The following is a 17,906-nucleotide window of genomic DNA, read 5'->3' on the forward strand; positions in this document are numbered from 1 at the left end:
GAAAGTCTTTCCACCTGAATCATCGCGGGAAAGCACCTTTCCGCTTAGGGCCGGTTTTATCACGAAAGGAGTACATACATGGGAAAATACCGTCTGCAGTCACGGAATAAGAATTCCATGATTACACTGATGGAGGTAGATACAGAATGCAGGGCCTGGTACATTAAGGCCGATGACAGGAATGCAGCTATCCGGGCTCTCAGGGATATGGGAAAGGAAATCCTGCCGGTGGAGTCTATTTATATCAATGGAGAAGACGTATCGGATGAAGTATTTTCATCCATTGCCATTCACATGGGCGCTCCTATGGATCAGGGACCGGCAGAGTCCGTGCCTTCCGGCGAGGCTGGTATGGACAGTATTCCCCTTCCCGATGAAGAACCCCTGGAAAATTATGCGCTCCCTCCTGATGATGTGCCCCTGCCTTCCCTGGATGATATTCCTCCAGAAGCAGCGCCGCTGCCGCCGGAAGCAGAAAGTGTGCCGGAAATGGATATGCCTGACATACTTCCAGACCTGACCAGCGTGCTCCCAAAGAGCGCCTTCGTTCCTTCCCCTAAAGATGGGGGAAAGAAGGGGGCTTCCAATGGCATCTATCTGGGCAGAAAGCACATTACCGGAGATCCTGTGGAAATCAGAACCATTACGGACGAAGCAGATGGTGTCATCTTCACGGGTACCGTCATCAGCTCTGAAGTGAGGGAACTTCGAAGCAAAAAGAAGCTTCTCCTCATGCGGCTGGCTGATGACAGCAACGGCATCCCCTGCAAGAAATTTTTTGATCATCCCGAGGATGCGGAGGGGGTGGAGTCACTGAAACCAGGCACCGTGGTGAAGGTGCGAGGCAACGTACGCTTTGACAAGTACTCCGGCGGCCTGACTCTGGAACTGCAGCAGATGGAAAAAGGGGAAGTCCAGGTCATTGACCATGAGGATACTTACCCCACCCCCCGGGTGGAACTCCATCTTCATACCAAAATGAGTCTGGATGGTCTCATTGATAATGAAGAAATCATCAAGACCGCTGCCAAATGGCATCATCCTGCCGTAGCTATTACGGACCACGGTGTGATTCAGGCATTTCCCAAGATTCAGGACCTGGCGGAGAAATATCACCAGAAGGTGATTTACGGCATGGAAGGGTACATGATTGATGAAATCCCGGAAGATCCGGATACGGACCGCCAGCAGTACAACCATATCATTATCCTGGCCAAAAACATTACAGGCCTTAGGAATCTGTACCGCATGGTCACCCTGTCCCATCTGAAATTTTATCGGAAACGGCCCTTGATTCCCAAACCCATTCTGGAAGAATACCATGAGGGACTGATTTACGGTTCCGCCTGCGTGATGGGTGAATTTTTCCGCGCCGTCCTGGCGGGGGAAAGCGATGAAGAGCTTATTGAAAAAGCCAAATTTTATGACTACCTGGAAGTGCAGCCGCTGGGAAATAATGAATTCCTTATCAATGAAGATAAATTCGGCAATGTGAATTCGAAAAAGGACCTGCAGGACCTGAACAGGAAAGTCATCGAAATCGGGGAAAAGGCAGGCCGTCCGGTATGTGCCACATCCGATGCCCATTATATGTTTGCCGAAGACCAGCGGAACAGGGACATTCTGCTCTCCAACTGGGAAAAACCGGGGAAAATCGAATCCCATCCGCCGGTTTATATCCGCACCACCCAGGAAATGCTGGATGAATTTTCTTACCTCCCCAGAGACAAGGCCATTGAAATCGTGGTAACCAATACCAGGAAAATAGCAGAGCAGTGTGAAGTTTTAAAGCCCCTGGCAGAAGAATGGAAATCTTACAACCCGAAGATTGCAGGCGCCGATGACAAACTGGTGAAAATGTGCTATGACAATGCTCACGCCATTTATGGGGATCCCCTTCCCAAAATCGTGGAAGACCGGCTTACTCTGGAACTGACGCCGATTATCAAGCACGGCTACGGCGTACTGTACTACATTGCCCACAAACTGGTTAAACATTCCAACGACCGGGGATACCTGGTAGGTTCCCGAGGCTCCGTAGGTTCTTCCTTTGTTGCCACCATGTCAGGCATTACGGAAGTCAATCCACTGCCGCCTCACTACGTCTGCCCCAAATGCCACTGGAGCCAGTTCTTCACAGACGGCTCCGTAGGCGGCGGATTCGACCTGCCGGACAAGAAATGCCCTAAGTGCGGAACGCCGCTTAATAAGAACGGTCATGATATCCCCTTTGCCGTATTCCTTGGGTTCGATGGAGACAAGGTGCCTGATATCGACCTCAATTTCTCTTCCGGCGATGACCAGGGCGTGGCCCATAAATACACGGAAGAGCTTTTCGGAAGGGACAATGTATTCCGAGCCGGTACCATTGCAGGCATCCAGGATAAGACGGCCTATGGATTTGTAAAGAAATATGCAGAAAACCGGGGCCTCACCTTTAATGATATTTTCATTGAAAAGCTGGCTGCCGGAGTGGCCGGGGTGAAGAGAACCACCGGTCAGCATCCGGCAGGCATTATGGTATGTCCTCGTGACATGGACATCCACAATTTCACACCCCTTCAGTATGCAGCCAATAAAAAATACCTGAAAGATGAAGACGGGCATATCATTCCCGGCACCATTACTACCCATTTCGATTACCATTCCATTTCCGGCCGTATGCTGAAACTGGATATTCTGGGTCACGATGATCCGAAAGTCATCCGTATGCTCCAGGATATTACGGGAATCGACCCTATGTCCATTCCCTTTGATGACAAGAAGACACTTTCCCTTTTCAGCTCCACCGAAGCTCTGGGAATTACGCCCCAGCAGCTGGCGTCGGTGATTGGAAATAAAGGGGTTACAGTGGGCGCACTGGGGCTGCCGGAATATGGCACACCCTTTGTCCGGGGCATGCTGGAAGACACCAGACCTAAAAATTTCTCCGAACTGGTGCGAATTTCCGGTTTCTCCCACGGCACCGACGTGTGGCTGAACAATGCCCAGGATCTCATCAAGAATGGTACGGTCAAACTGGAAGATGCCATTTCCACCCGTGACGATGTCATGAACTATCTCATCAAGCATGGCGTCAAACCGCTCACCTCCTTCAAGGTGATGGAGAATGTGCGTAAAGGGAAAGGCCTGGAAAAGAACGGTTCCAACAACAAGGCGGAACTGGATGCGGCCCATGTGCCCCAGTGGTTCATCGACTCCTGCCTGAAAATCGGCTATCTTTTCCCCAGGGCCCATGCGGTGGCCTACGTTATGATGGCCTTCCGCATTGCCTGGTTTAAGGTGTACCAGCCTTTGGCCTACTACGCTGCCTACTTTACCATCCGCGCCGAGGGATCTTTCAATGCGCCGGTCATTTTAAAGGGACTGGAATCCCAGAAACAGGAACTGGCCCGCATTGCGTCCCTGGAACATCCTACGGCTGTGGAAAAAGGCAATGCCACAGTCATCGAAGTGGCGGCGGAAATGTATCTCCGGGGACTGGAATTCCTGCCTATCAGCCTGGACAAGTCGGCAGCCTCCGAATTCAAAATGGTGGACGGGAAACTGCTGCCGCCTTTCAACTGCATTCCTGCCCTCGGTGATTCCGTAGCCAAGGAAATCGTAAGAGCCAGGGACAACCATCCCTTCACCTCCAAGGAAGACCTCCGGAAGAGGGGAAAGGTGAGCCAGACTATTATTGATACCATGGATGATATGGGCATATTGAAGGACCTGCCTGACGAAGAGCAGATGTCCCTCTTTGACTTCTAAGAGAAAGAAAACGACAATTTAGAAGGCCAGGGGGAGGAACGTTTCCCCTTCCCTTTGAGTGATGATATACAGCCCTTTTCCAGAGCTTTTAGCAGGGCCGCATCCTTTTTGCGCTTTGAGCTTGGTCCGGTTCCTTTGAACAGGGAAAAGGGGCGCAGAGCCCCTTTAATAATTTGCTTTTTTCTCATATCCCATGATATAATGACCTCAGTATCCGGGGTTATAGCTCAGTTGGTCAGAGCGCTTCGTTGACATCGAAGAGGTCTTTGGTTCGAATCCAAATAGTCCCACCAGATTGTATGACCCGCCGTGATGGCGGGTTTTTGTGTACTGGGAAAGCACTGAATCATTGAGGAAGTCTTTTTTATACGAGCTTCCTCGTGGATTTCCATGGAGCCTGTAGATTTCGAAAATGAAAAGAGGGGAGCCGAATGAAGCTCTTTGCAGTCATCATGGTTTTGATTGCCGGCACCATGTGGGCAGGGACAGGGCTGGCAGCTCAGGATTTTTTCAGGAAGAGCAGCCTTGATGCCATGGATCTCACGGTGTTCCGCATGTTTTCTGCGGGCATCATCATGTTTCTTGTATCCCTGATGAAAGGGCAGTGGAAGGCAGGGGTAAGAGCCGTCAAGAGAAAGCCCCTTCTTTTTCTGGAGCTGGTATTTTATGGTATCGTGGGGCTTATGCTTATGCACTATACCTATTTTGCCTCTATTGCGGCAGGAAATGCGGCTGCTGCCACGGTCATCCAGTATACCTGCCCGGCCATGGTGATCCTGTGGGTTTCTCTGAAAAATAGAAAGATTCCGGCCCGGGGTGAACTGCTGGCAGTGGTGCTGGCCATAGCCGGCGTATTCCTCCTTGTTACCGGCGGCGATATCCATCGCATTTCCGTACCGGCAGCCTGCGTCTACCTGGCACTGGCCTCAGCACTTTTCTTCGCAGTCTGCGCTGTGTATCCCAAGCACCTGATGACAGTTATGGACAATTCCTTTATCCTGGCCATAGGCATGTTTACCGGTGCCATATCCGCCTGGCTGATTGATCCGGTTACCGATTACTCCGGCTTTTTTCAGCGTTCGGTGCTCTTTGATTCCTTCTGGATCGTTATCTGCGGCACCGTGGTGGCTTTTACCTGCTATAATGCGGGCCTCCATTACCTCAGTGAAGCCCAGGCCTCCGTTACCGCCACGGTGGAACCGGCAGTATCGGTTATTGCCTCCTTCTTCCTTTTTGACGTCCGCTTTGACTCTCTGCAGGCCCTGGGCATCCTGCTTGTCATCCTTGCCATTGCCGCACCGGGTCTTGTGGGAAGACAGGGAAGCAGACAGGAGAAGTGAAGTATGAGTGAGGGGGTACCTACTCGGCATGACACGAAGGCAGTCCATGGCAGCAGGAAACTATTGCCGACGCTTTCTTGCCCGCCAGGGCGCAGAAGTATTTCATAGAAGAGATATTTATAGTAAAATATAAATTGATGATAGAAGACAGACCATTCTTTTTTACAGGAGTCATTATGGATACAGAACATATCAGAAATTTTTCAATTATTGCCCATATCGATCATGGCAAGTCTACCCTGGCGGATCGGCTTATCGAGCTCACCGGCACGGTACAGAAGAGAGATATGGAAGCCCAGATTCTGGATACCATGGATCTGGAGAGGGAAAGAGGCATTACTATCAAGGAGCAGTCCGTGCGCCTCATGTACAAGTATGAAGACGGCGATACCTACGAGCTGAACCTGATTGACACCCCAGGCCATGTGGACTTCAATTACGAAGTATCCCGCAGCCTTTCTGCCTGTGAAGGGGCCATCCTTATCATTGATGCCACCCAGGGCGTGCAGGCCCAGACCCTGGCCAATGTGTACCTGGCGTTGGATCACAACTTGGAAATCATTCCGGTCATTAATAAAATCGATCTCCCCAGTGCCGATATTGACCGGGTAAAGAAGGAAGTAGAAAATATCATCGGTCTCGACATGTCTGATGCCATTCCTGTTTCTGCTAAAACCGGGGAAAATGTGGAAGAGGTACTGAAACGGATTGTGGAGCAGGTGCCGCCGCCTCCGGACAATACGAAAAAGCCGCTGCGCTGCCTTATTTTTGATTCCATCTTCGATTCTTACAAGGGAGCCATTGCCTATGTCCGTGTTATGGATGGAGAAATCAAGCCGGGTATGAATATCCGCATGATGGCTTCCGGCAAGGTGTATACGGTAACGGAAGTGGGGTATTTCTCCCCCTTTCCCAAGGCCTGTGATATCCTTACCTGCGGCTCCGTAGGTTATGTGGCTGCCAGTATCAAGAACGTCCAGGACTGCGAAGTGGGGGATACCATTACCACGGCGGAAAATGGGGCTTCCGAAGCCCTGCCGGGATACCGGAAAGCTCTCCCCATGGTTTTCTGCGGTCTCTATCCCATTGACAGCAAGGACTATGATAATCTGAAGGAAGCTTTGGAAAAACTTAAGCTCAACGATGCAGCGCTGGAATTTGTACCGGAAACCTCCCAGGCCCTGGGATTCGGCTTCCGCTGCGGTTTCCTTGGACTTCTTCATATGGATGTGGTGCAGGAAAGACTGGAAAGGGAATATCACTTAAAGCTTATCACCACGGCGCCTTCCGTTATTTACCATGTTTTCAAAACCGATGGCACCATGGTACCGGTGGATAATCCGGCAGAACTGCCGCCTATGACGAAAATCGAACATATCGAAGAGCCGGTGGCCAAGGTGGATATCCTGGTGCCATCGGATATGGTGGGCAACGTGATGGAACTGGTACAGAACCGCCGCGGCGTATTCCAGACCATGGAATACCTGGATGAAACCAGGGTGGATCTGACCTATAAGATTCCTCTTTCCGAAATTATTTTTGATTTCTTTGACAAGCTGAAATCCTGCACCAAAGGCTATGCGTCCCTGGATTATCAGCTGGATGGATACCAGAAGACCGATGCCGTGAAGCTGGATATCCTCCTGAACGGGGATCTGGTGGATGCCCTGTCCATCATTGTTCACCGCAGCAATGCGCCTGCCCGGGGCCGGGCTCTGGCGCTGAAGCTGAAAGATATTATTCCGCGTCAGCAGTTTGAAGTGCCCATCCAGGCTGCCATTGGAAGCAAAATTATTGCCAGGGAAACTATTAAGGCTTACAAGAAGGACGTACTGGCCAAGTGCTATGGCGGCGACGTGACTCGTAAGAAAAAGCTTCTGGAAAAGCAGAAGGAAGGAAAGAAGCGCATGAAACAGGTGGGCAGTGTAGAAATTCCGCAGGAAGCATTCATGGCGGTTCTGAAAGATGACTGACCTGGGACTTTATATTCATATACCCTTTTGTAGAAGCCGCTGTGCCTACTGCGGCTTCTATTCCATTGGGAGGAAACCGGATGCCCCTTTTCTGAAGGCCCTGGCAAAGGAAATGGAAATGAGAAGCCCCGCCTTTCAGGATTATCTCTGCGATACCATCTATCTTGGCGGCGGCACACCTTCTTCCCTTTCGGAAAATCAGCTTGCGGAAGTGATGGACAATATTCGGCGACGGTTCCATATATCGGACCATCCGGAAATCACCATGGAAATGAATCCCTGCGATATGACGGATTCCTACCTGCGCCATGCCAGGGCTCTTGGCATCAACCGCATTTCCATAGGCGTAGAGAGTCATGACAACAGGCTCCTTAGAACGATTGGCCGTCTTCACACTGCCTCGGAAGCGGAAAAGGCGGTGAAGAGGGCCTGGGACTTGGGATTTCGTAATATCAGTGTAGATCTCATGTATGAACTGCCGGGGCAGAGTGTCATGGATTTCAGAAAATCTCTTCTCTGGGCTGTGCACCTGCCCATTACCCATGTGTCCGTGTACAGCCTTATTCTGGAAGAGGGCACCCGCTTTGCCCAGCTGGCAGACAGGGGAAAGCTTCCAAGGCCTACCGAAGAAGAAAGCTGGGCCATGTACCAGGATATGTGCCGCATCCTTCCTCATTACGGCTTTGAACGGTATGAAATATCCAGCTTTGCCCGGAAAGGATACCGCTCCCGGCATAACCGGAAATACTGGGAACTTTCTGACTATCTGGGACTGGGACCGGCGGCGTCTTCCCGCATCGGCCGTACCCGCTTTACCATCAGCCCCGGCGTGAGGATGTATGAAAAAGATCTTTTGACCGGCAGCGCTCCGGCAGAAGAGATAGAAAAGCTTACGGAAAAGGATGAAATGGAAGAATACTGTTTCCTTCACCTGCGTATGAAAGAGGGCATTCCGCTGGATGACTTCGAGCACCGCTACGGCCATCCTCTCTCCTTCTGGTATGGCAGACAGGTGGCAATGCTGAAAAAGCAGAAACTGCTTACAGAGGAGGACCGTCATCTCTTCCTCACCTACCATGGAGCGGCTTTGGGAAATTATGTGTTTGAGCAGTTTCTGAGAGATGAATAGGCACGGGAAAAGGTGAGGGGATGAGACTTGCCCTTTCTCTTCACTTACAATTTTGCGTCAGGCCCTTTTCTTTTTAGTGCCGTTGGATTATGATAAGGGTAACCCTTTGGAATACAATTTCATAAGGACTACGAAGCATCGCGGCTTTCTGACGGGGAAAACCCGTGAATTTCAGCTGCGGTGACTTTTTTTATTGGAGGGAGATTTTGTTATGCCTGTTTCTTACATGGAAATCAATCTGAATGCACTTCGCCACAATCTGAGAGTCATTCGCCAGCACCTGCCCAAGGAAGTGAATGTACTGGCCGTGGTTAAAGCCAATGCCTATGGTCATGGCGCTGTGGAAACACTCCGCATTGCAATGGAAGAAGGATATACGGCAGCTGCAGTAGCCCGGGTAGAAGAGGGCGCGAAGCTCCGGGAAGCCGGATTTACCTGCCCCATTTATGTACTGGGCCTTCCCCTTCCGGAAGACATGCTCATGGGTGTAAAATATGACCTCACCCTTCCGGTGGACGATACGGTAGACCTTGACGCTTTTGAAGATATTGCCAAAGGCGCCGGTAAAACAGTGGAAGTCATGATGCCGATTGATACGGGCATGAACCGCATCGGCACCCATCCGGAAGATGTGAAGCCTTTCCTGAAAAAACTGGCCGGTTATCCCCATCTTCATCTCCATGGCACCTGGACCCATATGGCTACAGCAGACTGCAAAGATAAGTCAGCAGCCCTGAAGCAGCTGGACCGCTTCGATGAAGCCATTGCCCAGATGCCGGTCACCGATGATTTCGTCATTTCCTCTGCCAACAGCGCCGGCGTCATCGACATTCCCAAGAGCTGGCATAATCTGGCCCGCCCGGGCATTATTATCTATGGACCCCAGCCTTCCGATGAAATGGAACATAAACTGGATCTCCAGTATGTCATGCGCATCGTGAGCCATGTGACCCATGTACAGACACTGCATAAAGGAGAAGCCATCGGCTACGGCGGCACCTATGTGGCTGATAAAGACATGAAGACCGCCACCGTCCCCATCGGCTATGCTGACGGCTATCCACGCTGCCTCTCCAATAAGGGAGAAGTCCTCATTGGAGGAAAACGCTGCCCCATTGTGGGACGCATCTGCATGGACCAGTTCATGGTGGCAGTAGATGATTCTGTGAAACCAGGCGATGAAGTCATCCTCATGGGCCGGCAGGGAGAAGGGGAAATCACCCTGGACGAAGTGGCAAAGACCGCCGGTACCATTCCTCATGAAATCACCTGTGACCTCAAGAGAATCCCCCGGGTTTTTGTAGAAAAATAAAAACCTCTTTCCTTTATCCACCCGTTGTGCTATAATACTCCTTGTTAGGCGTCTATAGCTCAGTGGATAGAGCACTGGTCTCCGGAACCAGGTGTCGAGAGTTCGAATCCCTCTAGACGCACCAGAAATTTGAAATCCTTATGCCTTTCATCCGGCATAAGGATTTTTTGATAAGGAGGACCTATGGATAAGGACGAAAAAATCGATTCTTCGGAAGAAAGAGAACTGACGGAAGAAGAACTTCAGGAATTCATGGCATCCTATAAAAGGGAGCTGGCCCATATTTACAAAATGGCCAGCGCTAAGAAAGCATTCATGGCCCGACAGAAAATGCCCCATCTGAAAGAGGCGCTGGAAGCCTGCGACCGGGATATGAGGGCGGATATTGAAGAACTGAAACAGAAATATGGCATTCATTATTAATTCTCATCAATATCTAATTTGAAAAAGCGGGCATCTTATGGTATAGTATCTTTGTTGCCCGATGAAGGCAGTCATCTGAAAAATCTTTCAAATCAAATAAAAAAAGATTTGACAGATGATGAAGAAAATGATATAATCATTTTCGTTGAACGGACCATTAGCTCAGCTGGTAGAGCACCTGACTCTTAATCAGGGTGTCCGGGGTTCGAAACCCTGATGGTCCACCAAGAACTTACATCCCACGAGTTTTCGTGGGATTTTTTATTGCCTGTCATACGTGGCTCCACTGGACTGGCAGCGGGGGTACCGATGAAAGTGACGGCGCGGCTGCTTTATAACTGCTGCTGTAAAACAGCAATTTTACCCATCGGCTGCCCAGGGGCCATTGCACCTGAAAACGCTCATGGGGAAGGCAGGGCCCCACAGAAGGCCCTGTCTCTCCCCTGCCATTTATGATAGAATAAATGCAAACGGGAAAAATTCTTCGGAGGTGTCCTATGAAATACAGAAGTACCAGAAGTAATGAAACAGTAACGGCAGAAGAGGCGCTGGTGAAAGGGCTGGCTGATGACGGCGGCCTGTATGTGCCGGAATTTCTCCCTGTTCCTTTTCTTCATGCAGATGAACTGAAAGATATGACCTATGAGGAGCTGGCAGCGTTCGTGCTGTCCCATTTCCTCACGGATATTCCGGAAGAAGAACTGAAAAAGCTGACTCACAGTGCTTATACCGGTACTTTTGAAACAAAAGACATTGTACCGGTCAAGCCCCTGTCCCAGGCATTTTCCATGGCGGAAATGTTCCATGGCAGGACCTGTGCTTTCAAAGATCTGGCGCTGTCTCTTTTCCCCTATCTTCTTGTATATGCAAAGAAAGAGGAAAAGGATGATCAGGAAATCCTGATTCTGACTGCCACCTCCGGCGATACGGGAAAAGCAGCACTGGAGGGATTCCGTGATGTGCCGGGCGTCCATATTATGGTTTTCTATCCTTCCCATGGTGTCAGCCCGCTGCAGAAGGATCAGATGCAGAAGCAGCTGGGCAGCAATGTGAAGGTGGTGGGCATTGAAGGCAATTTTGATGATGCCCAGGGAACGCTGAAGCAGGTTTTCGGAAGCAGCCTTCGGAAAGAGGAAGCAGAAAAGGGCGTTCTTTTCTCCAGCGCCAATTCCATTAATATTGGCCGTCTTCTGCCTCAGGTGGTGTACTATGTATGGATCTGGCTGAAGCTTTTGAAAAATGGTTCCATCGGCGAACATGAATCTTTCAACGTGGTAGTGCCTACCGGCAATTTCGGCAATATCCTGGCTGCCTGGCTGGCAAAGCAGGTGGGAGCCCCCATTGGCCGGCTGATCTGCGCTTCCAATGAAAACAAAGTACTGGCGGACTTCTTTGAAACCGGTGTATATGATATCAACCGTCCTTTCTACATGACCGAAGCACCGTCCATGGATATTCTCATTTCCTCCAATTTTGAACGGTTCCTCTACTACCTTACAGGCTCGGCAGAGCAGGTGAGGGAAAGTATGGACAGATTGAAGAAGGAAGGAAAGTATGAAGTTTCCAAAGAGGCCTTTGCCAAGGCAGACATGGAAATGATGGGCGGCTGGGCTTCTCCGGAAGATATGGCCCATGCCATGAGCGAGGTGTACGAAAACTATAATTATCTCATGGATCCTCACACCGCTGTGGCCTATGCGGTTTATGACCATTTGAGAAGGGAAGGGGAGATTCCCCGTCATTCCCACACTGTCATTATCAGTACGGCCCATCCATACAAGTTCCCTGGCGTAGTAGCCAAAGCACTGGGACTCAAAGAAACGGAAAGTCCCTACGATACGCTCCGTGAAATTACAGATAAAACGGGCATTCCCGTTCCCAAACAGCTGGGAGAGCTGGAAAATCGTCCGAAACGGTTTACGGAGACAGTGGACCGGAAAGATATGGCTGATACAATCCGCAGCTATGCGGACGAAATCTGTGGAAGCAGTCATTGACCGAACTTTCGGGAGCAGTGAAAAAGCAGACGCCAAAGGTCTGCTTTTTCTTTTGCCCTAAGGGAGCCTGCGCAGGCAGATGCTTTTTCGCATCATAAAAGGAACGCTGCCAAAAGCATGGGATTTAAATTTATTTAAAACAATGGTATGATATATTTATAAAATAGCAGATAATAATATAGAAAAAGGGAAAACGGTTTTCTGTCTGGATGGAGAATTTGTAAAGGTGAATCTCTTCTGCTTTAGAGGCTGTCTATCCTTCTGCTTTTTGCGTATTCTGTATATAACAGAGGCCTTTTATGAGATATCGAAATTGGAATGAGAAGGGGGAGCGGAAATTCCGCCTCTCTGTTCTTGCGCTGCTGATACTGGTGCTGGCGGCTATCCATTTCTTTGATCCTACTTTTTACCCTACCATTTATCATTTGTCAAAGGATGGAGATCTGAGAGGCACCATTGCGTACCTGCACAGCTTTGGTATTTATGCTGCCTTCATGAGCTTTTTCATTGATGTGGTCATCAATATCGTCGGATTTCTTCCATCCATTTTTATTTCCACGGCGAATGGACTGATTTTCGGCCTTTTCTGGGGTGTTATCATTTCCTGGCTGGCGGAAACAGTGGGAGTCCTTATTTCCTTCTATGTCATGCGTACTCTTTTCCGGGGCATGGCTATGAATATTATCAATAAGAGTAAAACGCTGAAAAAACTGGATTCCTATGATTCCTGGCAGGCCATGGCGGCTGCCAGAGCCATTCCCTATATGCCCAATGGTCTGGTCACGGCTATTGCGGCCCTTTCCAGCATGCATTTCCGCTCCTACGCCCTGGGCTGTCTCATCGGCAAGCTGCCATCCACGGCTATGGAAGTGGTGCTGGGACATGATGTGGTCAATATGGAGGAGCATGCTTTCCGCCTGACGATTCTCATCATTATGATTACGCTGATTTATGGTGGTATATGGTATTACAATAAGAAGAAAAAGAAGAACCTTTGAGGTGGATATGAAAAAGCAGCATCCTGGGAGATGCTGCTTTTCTGGTTTACGGATATTTTATTTATGGGTTCGGCAGATTTCTGCCACCGCATCCACATCATTTACCGGCATGAGATGGGCGCCGTCGGCGTGGATGTCTCTTAAGGCCTGTACCAGTTCTCTGGAAAGGGCGATGCCCGTTTCGCGGCCTCCCGTTTCCATGGCCTTCATCACCGCCGGCGGAATGAAGATGCCGGGCACATGGCTGTTCAGGTAATTGGCCATTTTGAAGCTCTTTAAGGGGACAATGCCGAAGAGGATGGGAAGGGAAAGGTCTTTGGCGGCAGCAAGGAAATTTTCTGCCTGTCGGATGTCGTAAATGGGCTGGGTCTGGATAAACTGGGCGCCGGCCTTCTTCTTTCCTTCCAGCCGCCGGATTTCCTTGTCCAAATCATCGGCGCCGGGGTTGGCAGTGGTGCCGATGTAGAAGTCAGCCGCTTCTCCCAGCTCATGGCCCATCATGTCATGGCCTTCGTTCAGGGCTTTGGCGATTTCGATGAGGCCCGTGGAGTCTACTTCAAAGACTCCCTTGGCATCGGGGTGGTCGCCGATGGAAGGCGGATCTCCTGTGAGGGTGAGAATGTTATGGACTCCCAGGGCGTAGGCGCCCAGCAGTTCCGCCTGCAGGCCGATGACATTTCGGTCCCGGCAGGTGAGGTGGAAAATGGATTCCACCTGATAGCGGCTCTGGATGATGGAGGAAAGGGCAATGGGGCTCATGCGCATTTTAGCCATAGGGCAGTCCGCAATGTTTACGGCGTCCACATAGGGGGCGACTTTGACTACCTGCGCTTCTGTGACCGAGGAAGAGGCACTTTTGGGCGGGTCCAGTTCCGTAGTGATGGTAAATATATGCTGATTATGTTTTTCTTTTAATGTACTCATCAATCATTCCTCTTTTCCTGTCAGCCGGTCTGCTATTTTAACGGCGGCAATGCCGTCTCTGCAGTAGTTCGGCGCGCCGATGCGGCTGGCATAATCCTGGGTAACCACGGCGCCGCCTACGAGAATTTTAACGCCGGGGGTTTCTTCTTTTAATGCTTTCACGGTATGTTCCATTTCCGGCAGGGTGGTGGTCATGAGGGAGCAGAGGCCGGCCAGATCTGCATGATGGTCTTTGACTGCCGAAACGAAGACCTCTGGATCCACGTCTTTTCCCAGATCAATGACCCGGTATCCGCTGTTTTCCATGAGAGCGGCTACAATGTTTTTGCCCAGGTCGTGGATATCGCCTTTGACGGTGCCGATGACCAGGGTGCCCTTGGCGGAGCTGTTCATTTCAGGAAGAATTTTCTTCAATTCTTTGAAAGCGGCCTGCATGGCTTCTGCCGCCATCATGACCTGGGGCAGGTATACTTTTCCGGCACCATAGCCGTCTCCGATTTCCGTCATGGCAGCGGTAAGGCCTTCTTTGATAATGGTTTCCGAAGAAATCCCATTGTCCAGCAGTGTTTTGATGAGGGCGGCCGATTCTTCTTTTTCTCCGTTCTTTACTGCAGCTTTGATTCTTTCCAGCGGCGGCAGGTCTTCAGAGGGGGCGCTCTTTGCTTTCGGCTCTTCAGAAAGGGCAGCGGCCCTGATGAAATCCCTGGCGCCGGGGTCAAAGCCCAGAAGCAGTCTGGCATTGATGAAAGCATCCTGGATATCCTTGTCCAGGGGGTTGATAATGGGGGCATTCATGCCGCAGGCAAAGGCCATGGTGAGGAAGGCTGCATTAATCCGGGGCCGGGCAGGAAGGCCGAAGGAAACGTTGCTTGTGCCCATAACGCAGGGAAGACCGAATTCCTTCTTATATAAAGAAATGGTTTTCAGCGTTTCTCTGGCACCGGTGTCGGAGGAGCCGATGGTCAGCACCAGGGGGTCCAGCAGGAGGTCTTCCTTCCGAAGGCCTGCTTTGAGAGCTTTGTCAATGATGGCAGAGGCAATGCGTATCCGTTCATCCGCCGTTTTCGGCAGATTTCCCTTTTCCAGAGGGAGGCAGAGTACGGCGGCACCATAGGTTTTGGCCAGTTTCAGCACCTTTTCAAGAATTTCATCATCGGCGCCGTTGACGGAATTGATGAGCGGGCGGCCGGGGTATACTTTCAGCGCTCTTTCCAGCACCGCCGGGTCTGTGCTGTCTATGGACAGAGGTACCGGGCAGAGCATGGAGAGCTGGGAAATGACTGTTTCCATGGCTTCTCTCTGGTCGATGCCGGGAACACCCATATTCACATCCAGTACATCAGCACCGGCAGCTACTTCGGCCAGCCCTTCCTTCTTGACGGAAACGAAGCTGCCCTTCTGGATATCTTCTCTCATTTTCTTTCTTCCCGTGGGGTTGATTCGTTCCCCGATTTTGACGGGAGCATAGTCGTCACCGATGAATACGGTTTTTGTCCGGGAAGTGAGGGCGGTGAAGGGCTTCACTTTCGGCGGCAGAGTCAGGGGGACATCTTTCAGCACCTCTGCCACTTTCCGGATATGGTCCGGCGTGGTGCCGCAGCAGCCGCCCAGGTAGGATACGCCGATTTTAGCAAATTCCGGAGCATAGGATGCAAATTCTTCCGGCCCCAGGGGGAAGCGGGTTTCTCCGTTTTCCAGTACCGGCATGCCTGCATTGGGCTGGATAATCACAGGCTTATTGGTGACGGAAACCATCTGGCGGGCGGCCTCAAGCAGCTTGTCAGGACCTACAGAGCAGTTGGCTCCGATGACATCAGCACCCATGGCATCCAGAAGGATGGTGGCAGTAACGGGGTCTGTGCCGGGAATAGTCCTGCCGTCTTCGGAGTAGGTCATCTGGCAGATCACAGGGAGGCTGGCCGCTTCTTTGGCTGCTATCAGGGCTGCCTTCATTTCCTGGATATCGATGATGGTTTCAATGATGAGGCAGTCTGCTCCTGCCTGGGCCAGTGCTTTGGCCAGGCGGTAATAATTTTCGCAGGTTTCGTCAAAGGACAAATCGCCGATGGGTTTGATGAACTTTCCGGTGGGGCCCATGTCGCCGGCCACTTTGACTTTATCTCCGCAGGCAGCCCGCACATTCCGTACTGCAGCTGCAGCGATTTCTTCCACCTTGTCCGACAGATCGTAATCGGCCAGCTTCAGCGGAGAAGAACCGAAGGTATTGGTGGTGATAAACTGACTCCCTGCTTCCATATAGGCCCTGTGAATCTGCTGTACCACGTCAGGGTGGGAAATATTGTAATAATCGGGGCAGCTTCCTGCCTCAAGACCGAATTTCTGCAGCATGGTACCCATGCCGCCGTCAAATAGTATCATAAAGCACTCCTTTTCTGTGATATATGATTTTTCTATGTTATATGATGGACTATGGAAGTTATATTTTCAAGAAGTGATTCCTGAAATTCCGATGCTGTGAAATGCACTGGACTTTCTGCTCTAACTTAACGTCTGAAGGGACAGGTGAGAAGGGAGCAGGTCCGGCATTTGGCCGGCGCCGGGCGCTGGCTGCATTGGGAAATGCCGATGATGGCGGACACAGATTTCCTTGGAAAAAGCATGGAATGGTCTGTCACCTGGATGCCTATTTTATCCGCTTCGATGAGGCGGCAGAAATCTTTCTGCTGGGTTACCGGCCAGTCTCCGTAGCCCGGAGAAAAGCGCCATACCGTTTTCTGCCCGTCCTTTGCAGCTTCCTTCTGGATGAGCCGGTCCACCTGGTCTGCCAGATGCTCGGTGGCGGTAGTGGCCGCCGCATCCAGAAGAAGACCCCGCACATAGTCTCCCGACTTGAAGGCAGCATCCGATGCTTTTTCGATTTCATCACCCACTGTCACCGCCAGCACGGCAGTGGACCAGGAATTGGCCAGATGGTGACGGATGCTGTTTCCGGACAGCACCAAAGGCGGATTTCCTTCAATCTTTCCTTCAGAAGGAGAATAGGGGATCACCTGCCAGATGCCTTTAGGCTCCGCCAGTGCCAGCGCCTCCTGTATGGCACTCTGTATGGCTTCTTCGGGAAAATTCTTACCTTTGGGATTCATGCCTGCATAGCGGAGCATTTCCTTCCGGTCTATTTCAAATAAAGTTCCATTATAGAAAGGCATAAAACCTCCTTAAAATAAAAAAATCTTCCATCCCTAAAGGGACGAAAGATTCGTGTTACCACCCAATTTTATCCATGCATTGCTGCATGAACCTCTATAGGTACGCCAGCCATAAGGCCTTGATACTTGAGCGCTGTATCGGGCGCACCCGGGATGCCTCATCATTCGGCCTTCCCTGCTCAGAGTCCATCTTCAGCAGCTCTTTGGCACTCCCTTCTCACCACCGGGAGCTCTCTTTGGCCTTGGCATCTGCCTACTCTTCTCTTCATCGCATGTCTGTAATTAAGTCTAACTATAGCATAGGAGACAGGAGGTGTCAAATGAAGAGTTTCGGGCGGCAGGAAGATGAGAAATGAAATTTCTTCCTTTATCTCTGACTATATGAGCAGAGGGAACGAAAGGCCCGGAAAACATGGGCGATTCCTCCTGTCGGCGCGAATCCATGGAAGACAGGAGGCCTATGGATTCTAATATGATTCTTCCCTCAAAGGCCGGCCGAATTTCAAATGAAAAACTTCCTGACATCCCTTGAGGGGCAGGCTCATGAAGCCCCTTGAAGATTGGCGCGTGAATCGCGGGATGACAGGAAGTTTTTTGTGCTGGAAATTTGAAGGGAAAAAAGCAGTCCTTTTAAAGCAGACATTTCTTATGGAAGGAACCCTCTTTCAACCGGACTTTACCGGGCCGGAAGCAGTCCGTCTTCCCACAGCAAAAGCAGAATTTCTACATGCAGACTTTGGCTTTCGGACATCTGAGACCCTGCTCAGATGATGAAGACAGAGGACTTCTTTGATTTCATTAGAAAAGCATGGATGAATTGTCATTTACAAATCTTTTAGTGTATGCCACAATAAGGACAGGAAATTCTATGTTGATTTCTTTTCTGAAAG

At 50.6% G+C, this 17,906-nt stretch carries 12 protein-coding genes, 3 tRNA genes and 1 other annotated feature; of the genes, 12 read left to right on the forward strand and 3 right to left on the reverse strand.

The features are described from left to right. The first annotated feature begins 117 nt into the window (after positions 1-117). The 11 genes from HMPREF9453_RS08290 (at position 118) to HMPREF9453_RS08340 (ending at position 12,925) form a co-directional block, all read left to right on the forward strand. Positions 118-3,753 carry a PolC-type DNA polymerase III gene (locus HMPREF9453_RS08290; RefSeq protein WP_232217343.1) on the forward strand — a complete coding sequence of 1,212 codons (3,636 nt, stop codon included), beginning with the start codon at positions 118-120 and terminating at the stop codon, positions 3,751-3,753. A 216-nt stretch (positions 3,754-3,969) separates the two neighbouring features. Further along, positions 3,970-4,046, forward strand: a tRNA-Val gene (locus tag HMPREF9453_RS08295). A gap of 138 nt (positions 4,047-4,184) precedes the next feature. Next, positions 4,185-5,093, forward strand: a complete 909-nt coding sequence (locus tag HMPREF9453_RS08300) for an EamA family transporter (RefSeq protein ID WP_008860104.1) — start codon at positions 4,185-4,187, stop codon at positions 5,091-5,093. Between the two features lie 176 nt (positions 5,094-5,269). After that, positions 5,270-7,066 (forward strand): translation elongation factor 4, encoded by a 1,797-nt coding sequence (lepA, locus tag HMPREF9453_RS08305; protein WP_008860105.1) that lies wholly within the window; start codon positions 5,270-5,272, stop codon positions 7,064-7,066. Further along, positions 7,059-8,195, forward strand: coding sequence for a radical SAM family heme chaperone HemW (gene hemW, locus HMPREF9453_RS08310; RefSeq protein WP_008860106.1), 1,137 nt, complete (start codon positions 7,059-7,061; stop codon positions 8,193-8,195). Before lepA ends, hemW begins: the two co-directional genes overlap by 8 nt. 211 nt (positions 8,196-8,406) lie before the next feature. After that, positions 8,407-9,507, forward strand: coding sequence for an alanine racemase (gene alr / locus HMPREF9453_RS08315; protein WP_008860107.1), 1,101 nt, complete (start codon positions 8,407-8,409; stop codon positions 9,505-9,507). A 48-nt stretch (positions 9,508-9,555) separates the two neighbouring features. Continuing rightward, positions 9,556-9,631: transfer RNA gene (locus HMPREF9453_RS08320), tRNA-Arg, on the forward strand. Positions 9,632-9,690: 59 nt separating this feature from the next. After that, positions 9,691-9,930, forward strand: a complete 240-nt coding sequence (locus HMPREF9453_RS08325; RefSeq protein ID WP_008860108.1) for a hypothetical protein — start codon at positions 9,691-9,693, stop codon at positions 9,928-9,930. Between the two features lie 151 nt (positions 9,931-10,081). Beyond that, positions 10,082-10,157: transfer RNA gene (locus tag HMPREF9453_RS08330), tRNA-Lys, on the forward strand. Between the two features lie 270 nt (positions 10,158-10,427). After that, positions 10,428-11,927 (forward strand): threonine synthase, encoded by a 1,500-nt coding sequence (gene thrC / locus HMPREF9453_RS08335; RefSeq protein WP_008860109.1) that lies wholly within the window; start codon positions 10,428-10,430, stop codon positions 11,925-11,927. 299 nt (positions 11,928-12,226) lie between these two features. Then, positions 12,227-12,925, forward strand: a complete 699-nt coding sequence (locus HMPREF9453_RS08340) for a TVP38/TMEM64 family protein (RefSeq protein WP_008860110.1) — start codon at positions 12,227-12,229, stop codon at positions 12,923-12,925. 57 nt (positions 12,926-12,982) lie between these two features. Here HMPREF9453_RS08340 and HMPREF9453_RS08345 read toward each other — a convergent pair whose 3' ends face one another. The 3 genes from HMPREF9453_RS08345 to HMPREF9453_RS08355 all read right to left on the reverse strand — a co-directional run bounded on the left by HMPREF9453_RS08345 (position 12,983) and on the right by HMPREF9453_RS08355 (position 17,016). Beyond that, the gene (locus HMPREF9453_RS08345) at positions 12,983-13,849 is read right to left on the reverse strand and encodes a methylenetetrahydrofolate reductase (protein ID WP_008860111.1); all 867 of its coding nucleotides are present in this window, start codon (positions 13,847-13,849) and stop codon (positions 12,983-12,985) included. 3 nt (positions 13,850-13,852) lie between these two features. Beyond that, complete coding sequence (locus HMPREF9453_RS08350) at positions 13,853-16,228, reverse strand: homocysteine S-methyltransferase family protein (RefSeq protein ID WP_008860112.1); 2,376 nt, start codon at positions 16,226-16,228, stop codon at positions 13,853-13,855. A gap of 125 nt (positions 16,229-16,353) precedes the next feature. After that, positions 16,354-17,016: a vitamin B12 dependent-methionine synthase activation domain-containing protein gene (locus tag HMPREF9453_RS08355; RefSeq protein WP_008860113.1), complete on the reverse strand. Its 663-nt coding sequence runs from the start codon at positions 17,014-17,016 to the stop codon at positions 16,354-16,356. A 34-nt stretch (positions 17,017-17,050) separates the two neighbouring features. Beyond that, positions 17,051-17,294, reverse strand: a binding site (T-box leader). Between the two features lie 265 nt (positions 17,295-17,559). Here HMPREF9453_RS08355 and HMPREF9453_RS08360 point away from each other — a divergent pair. Further along, positions 17,560-17,787 (forward strand): hypothetical protein, encoded by a 228-nt coding sequence (locus HMPREF9453_RS08360; RefSeq protein ID WP_008860114.1) that lies wholly within the window; start codon positions 17,560-17,562, stop codon positions 17,785-17,787. Positions 17,788-17,906: the final 119 nt, after the last annotated feature.

The sequence above is a fragment of the Dialister succinatiphilus YIT 11850 genome, from assembly GCF_000242435.1.
Taxonomy (GTDB): domain Bacteria; phylum Bacillota; class Negativicutes; order Veillonellales; family Dialisteraceae; genus Dialister; species Dialister succinatiphilus.

Excerpts from the sequence above, each read along its gene's own strand:
- HMPREF9453_RS08290 (WP_232217343.1), top strand. The coding sequence starts at position 118 with ATGATTACACTGATGGAGGTAGATACAGAATGCAGGGCCTGGTACATT.
- HMPREF9453_RS08300 (WP_008860104.1), top strand. The coding sequence starts at position 4,185 with ATGAAGCTCTTTGCAGTCATCATGGTTTTGATTGCCGGCACCATGTGG.
- lepA (WP_008860105.1), top strand. The coding sequence starts at position 5,270 with ATGGATACAGAACATATCAGAAATTTTTCAATTATTGCCCATATCGAT.
- hemW (WP_008860106.1), top strand. The coding sequence starts at position 7,059 with ATGACTGACCTGGGACTTTATATTCATATACCCTTTTGTAGAAGCCGC.
- alr (WP_008860107.1), top strand. The coding sequence starts at position 8,407 with ATGCCTGTTTCTTACATGGAAATCAATCTGAATGCACTTCGCCACAAT.
- HMPREF9453_RS08325 (WP_008860108.1), top strand. The coding sequence starts at position 9,691 with ATGGATAAGGACGAAAAAATCGATTCTTCGGAAGAAAGAGAACTGACG.
- thrC (WP_008860109.1), top strand. The coding sequence starts at position 10,428 with ATGAAATACAGAAGTACCAGAAGTAATGAAACAGTAACGGCAGAAGAG.
- HMPREF9453_RS08340 (WP_008860110.1), top strand. The coding sequence starts at position 12,227 with ATGAGATATCGAAATTGGAATGAGAAGGGGGAGCGGAAATTCCGCCTC.
- HMPREF9453_RS08345 (WP_008860111.1), bottom strand. The coding sequence starts at position 13,849 with ATGAGTACATTAAAAGAAAAACATAATCAGCATATATTTACCATCACT.
- HMPREF9453_RS08350 (WP_008860112.1), bottom strand. The coding sequence starts at position 16,228 with ATGATACTATTTGACGGCGGCATGGGTACCATGCTGCAGAAATTCGGT.
- HMPREF9453_RS08355 (WP_008860113.1), bottom strand. The coding sequence starts at position 17,016 with ATGCCTTTCTATAATGGAACTTTATTTGAAATAGACCGGAAGGAAATG.
- HMPREF9453_RS08360 (WP_008860114.1), top strand. The coding sequence starts at position 17,560 with ATGAAGCCCCTTGAAGATTGGCGCGTGAATCGCGGGATGACAGGAAGT.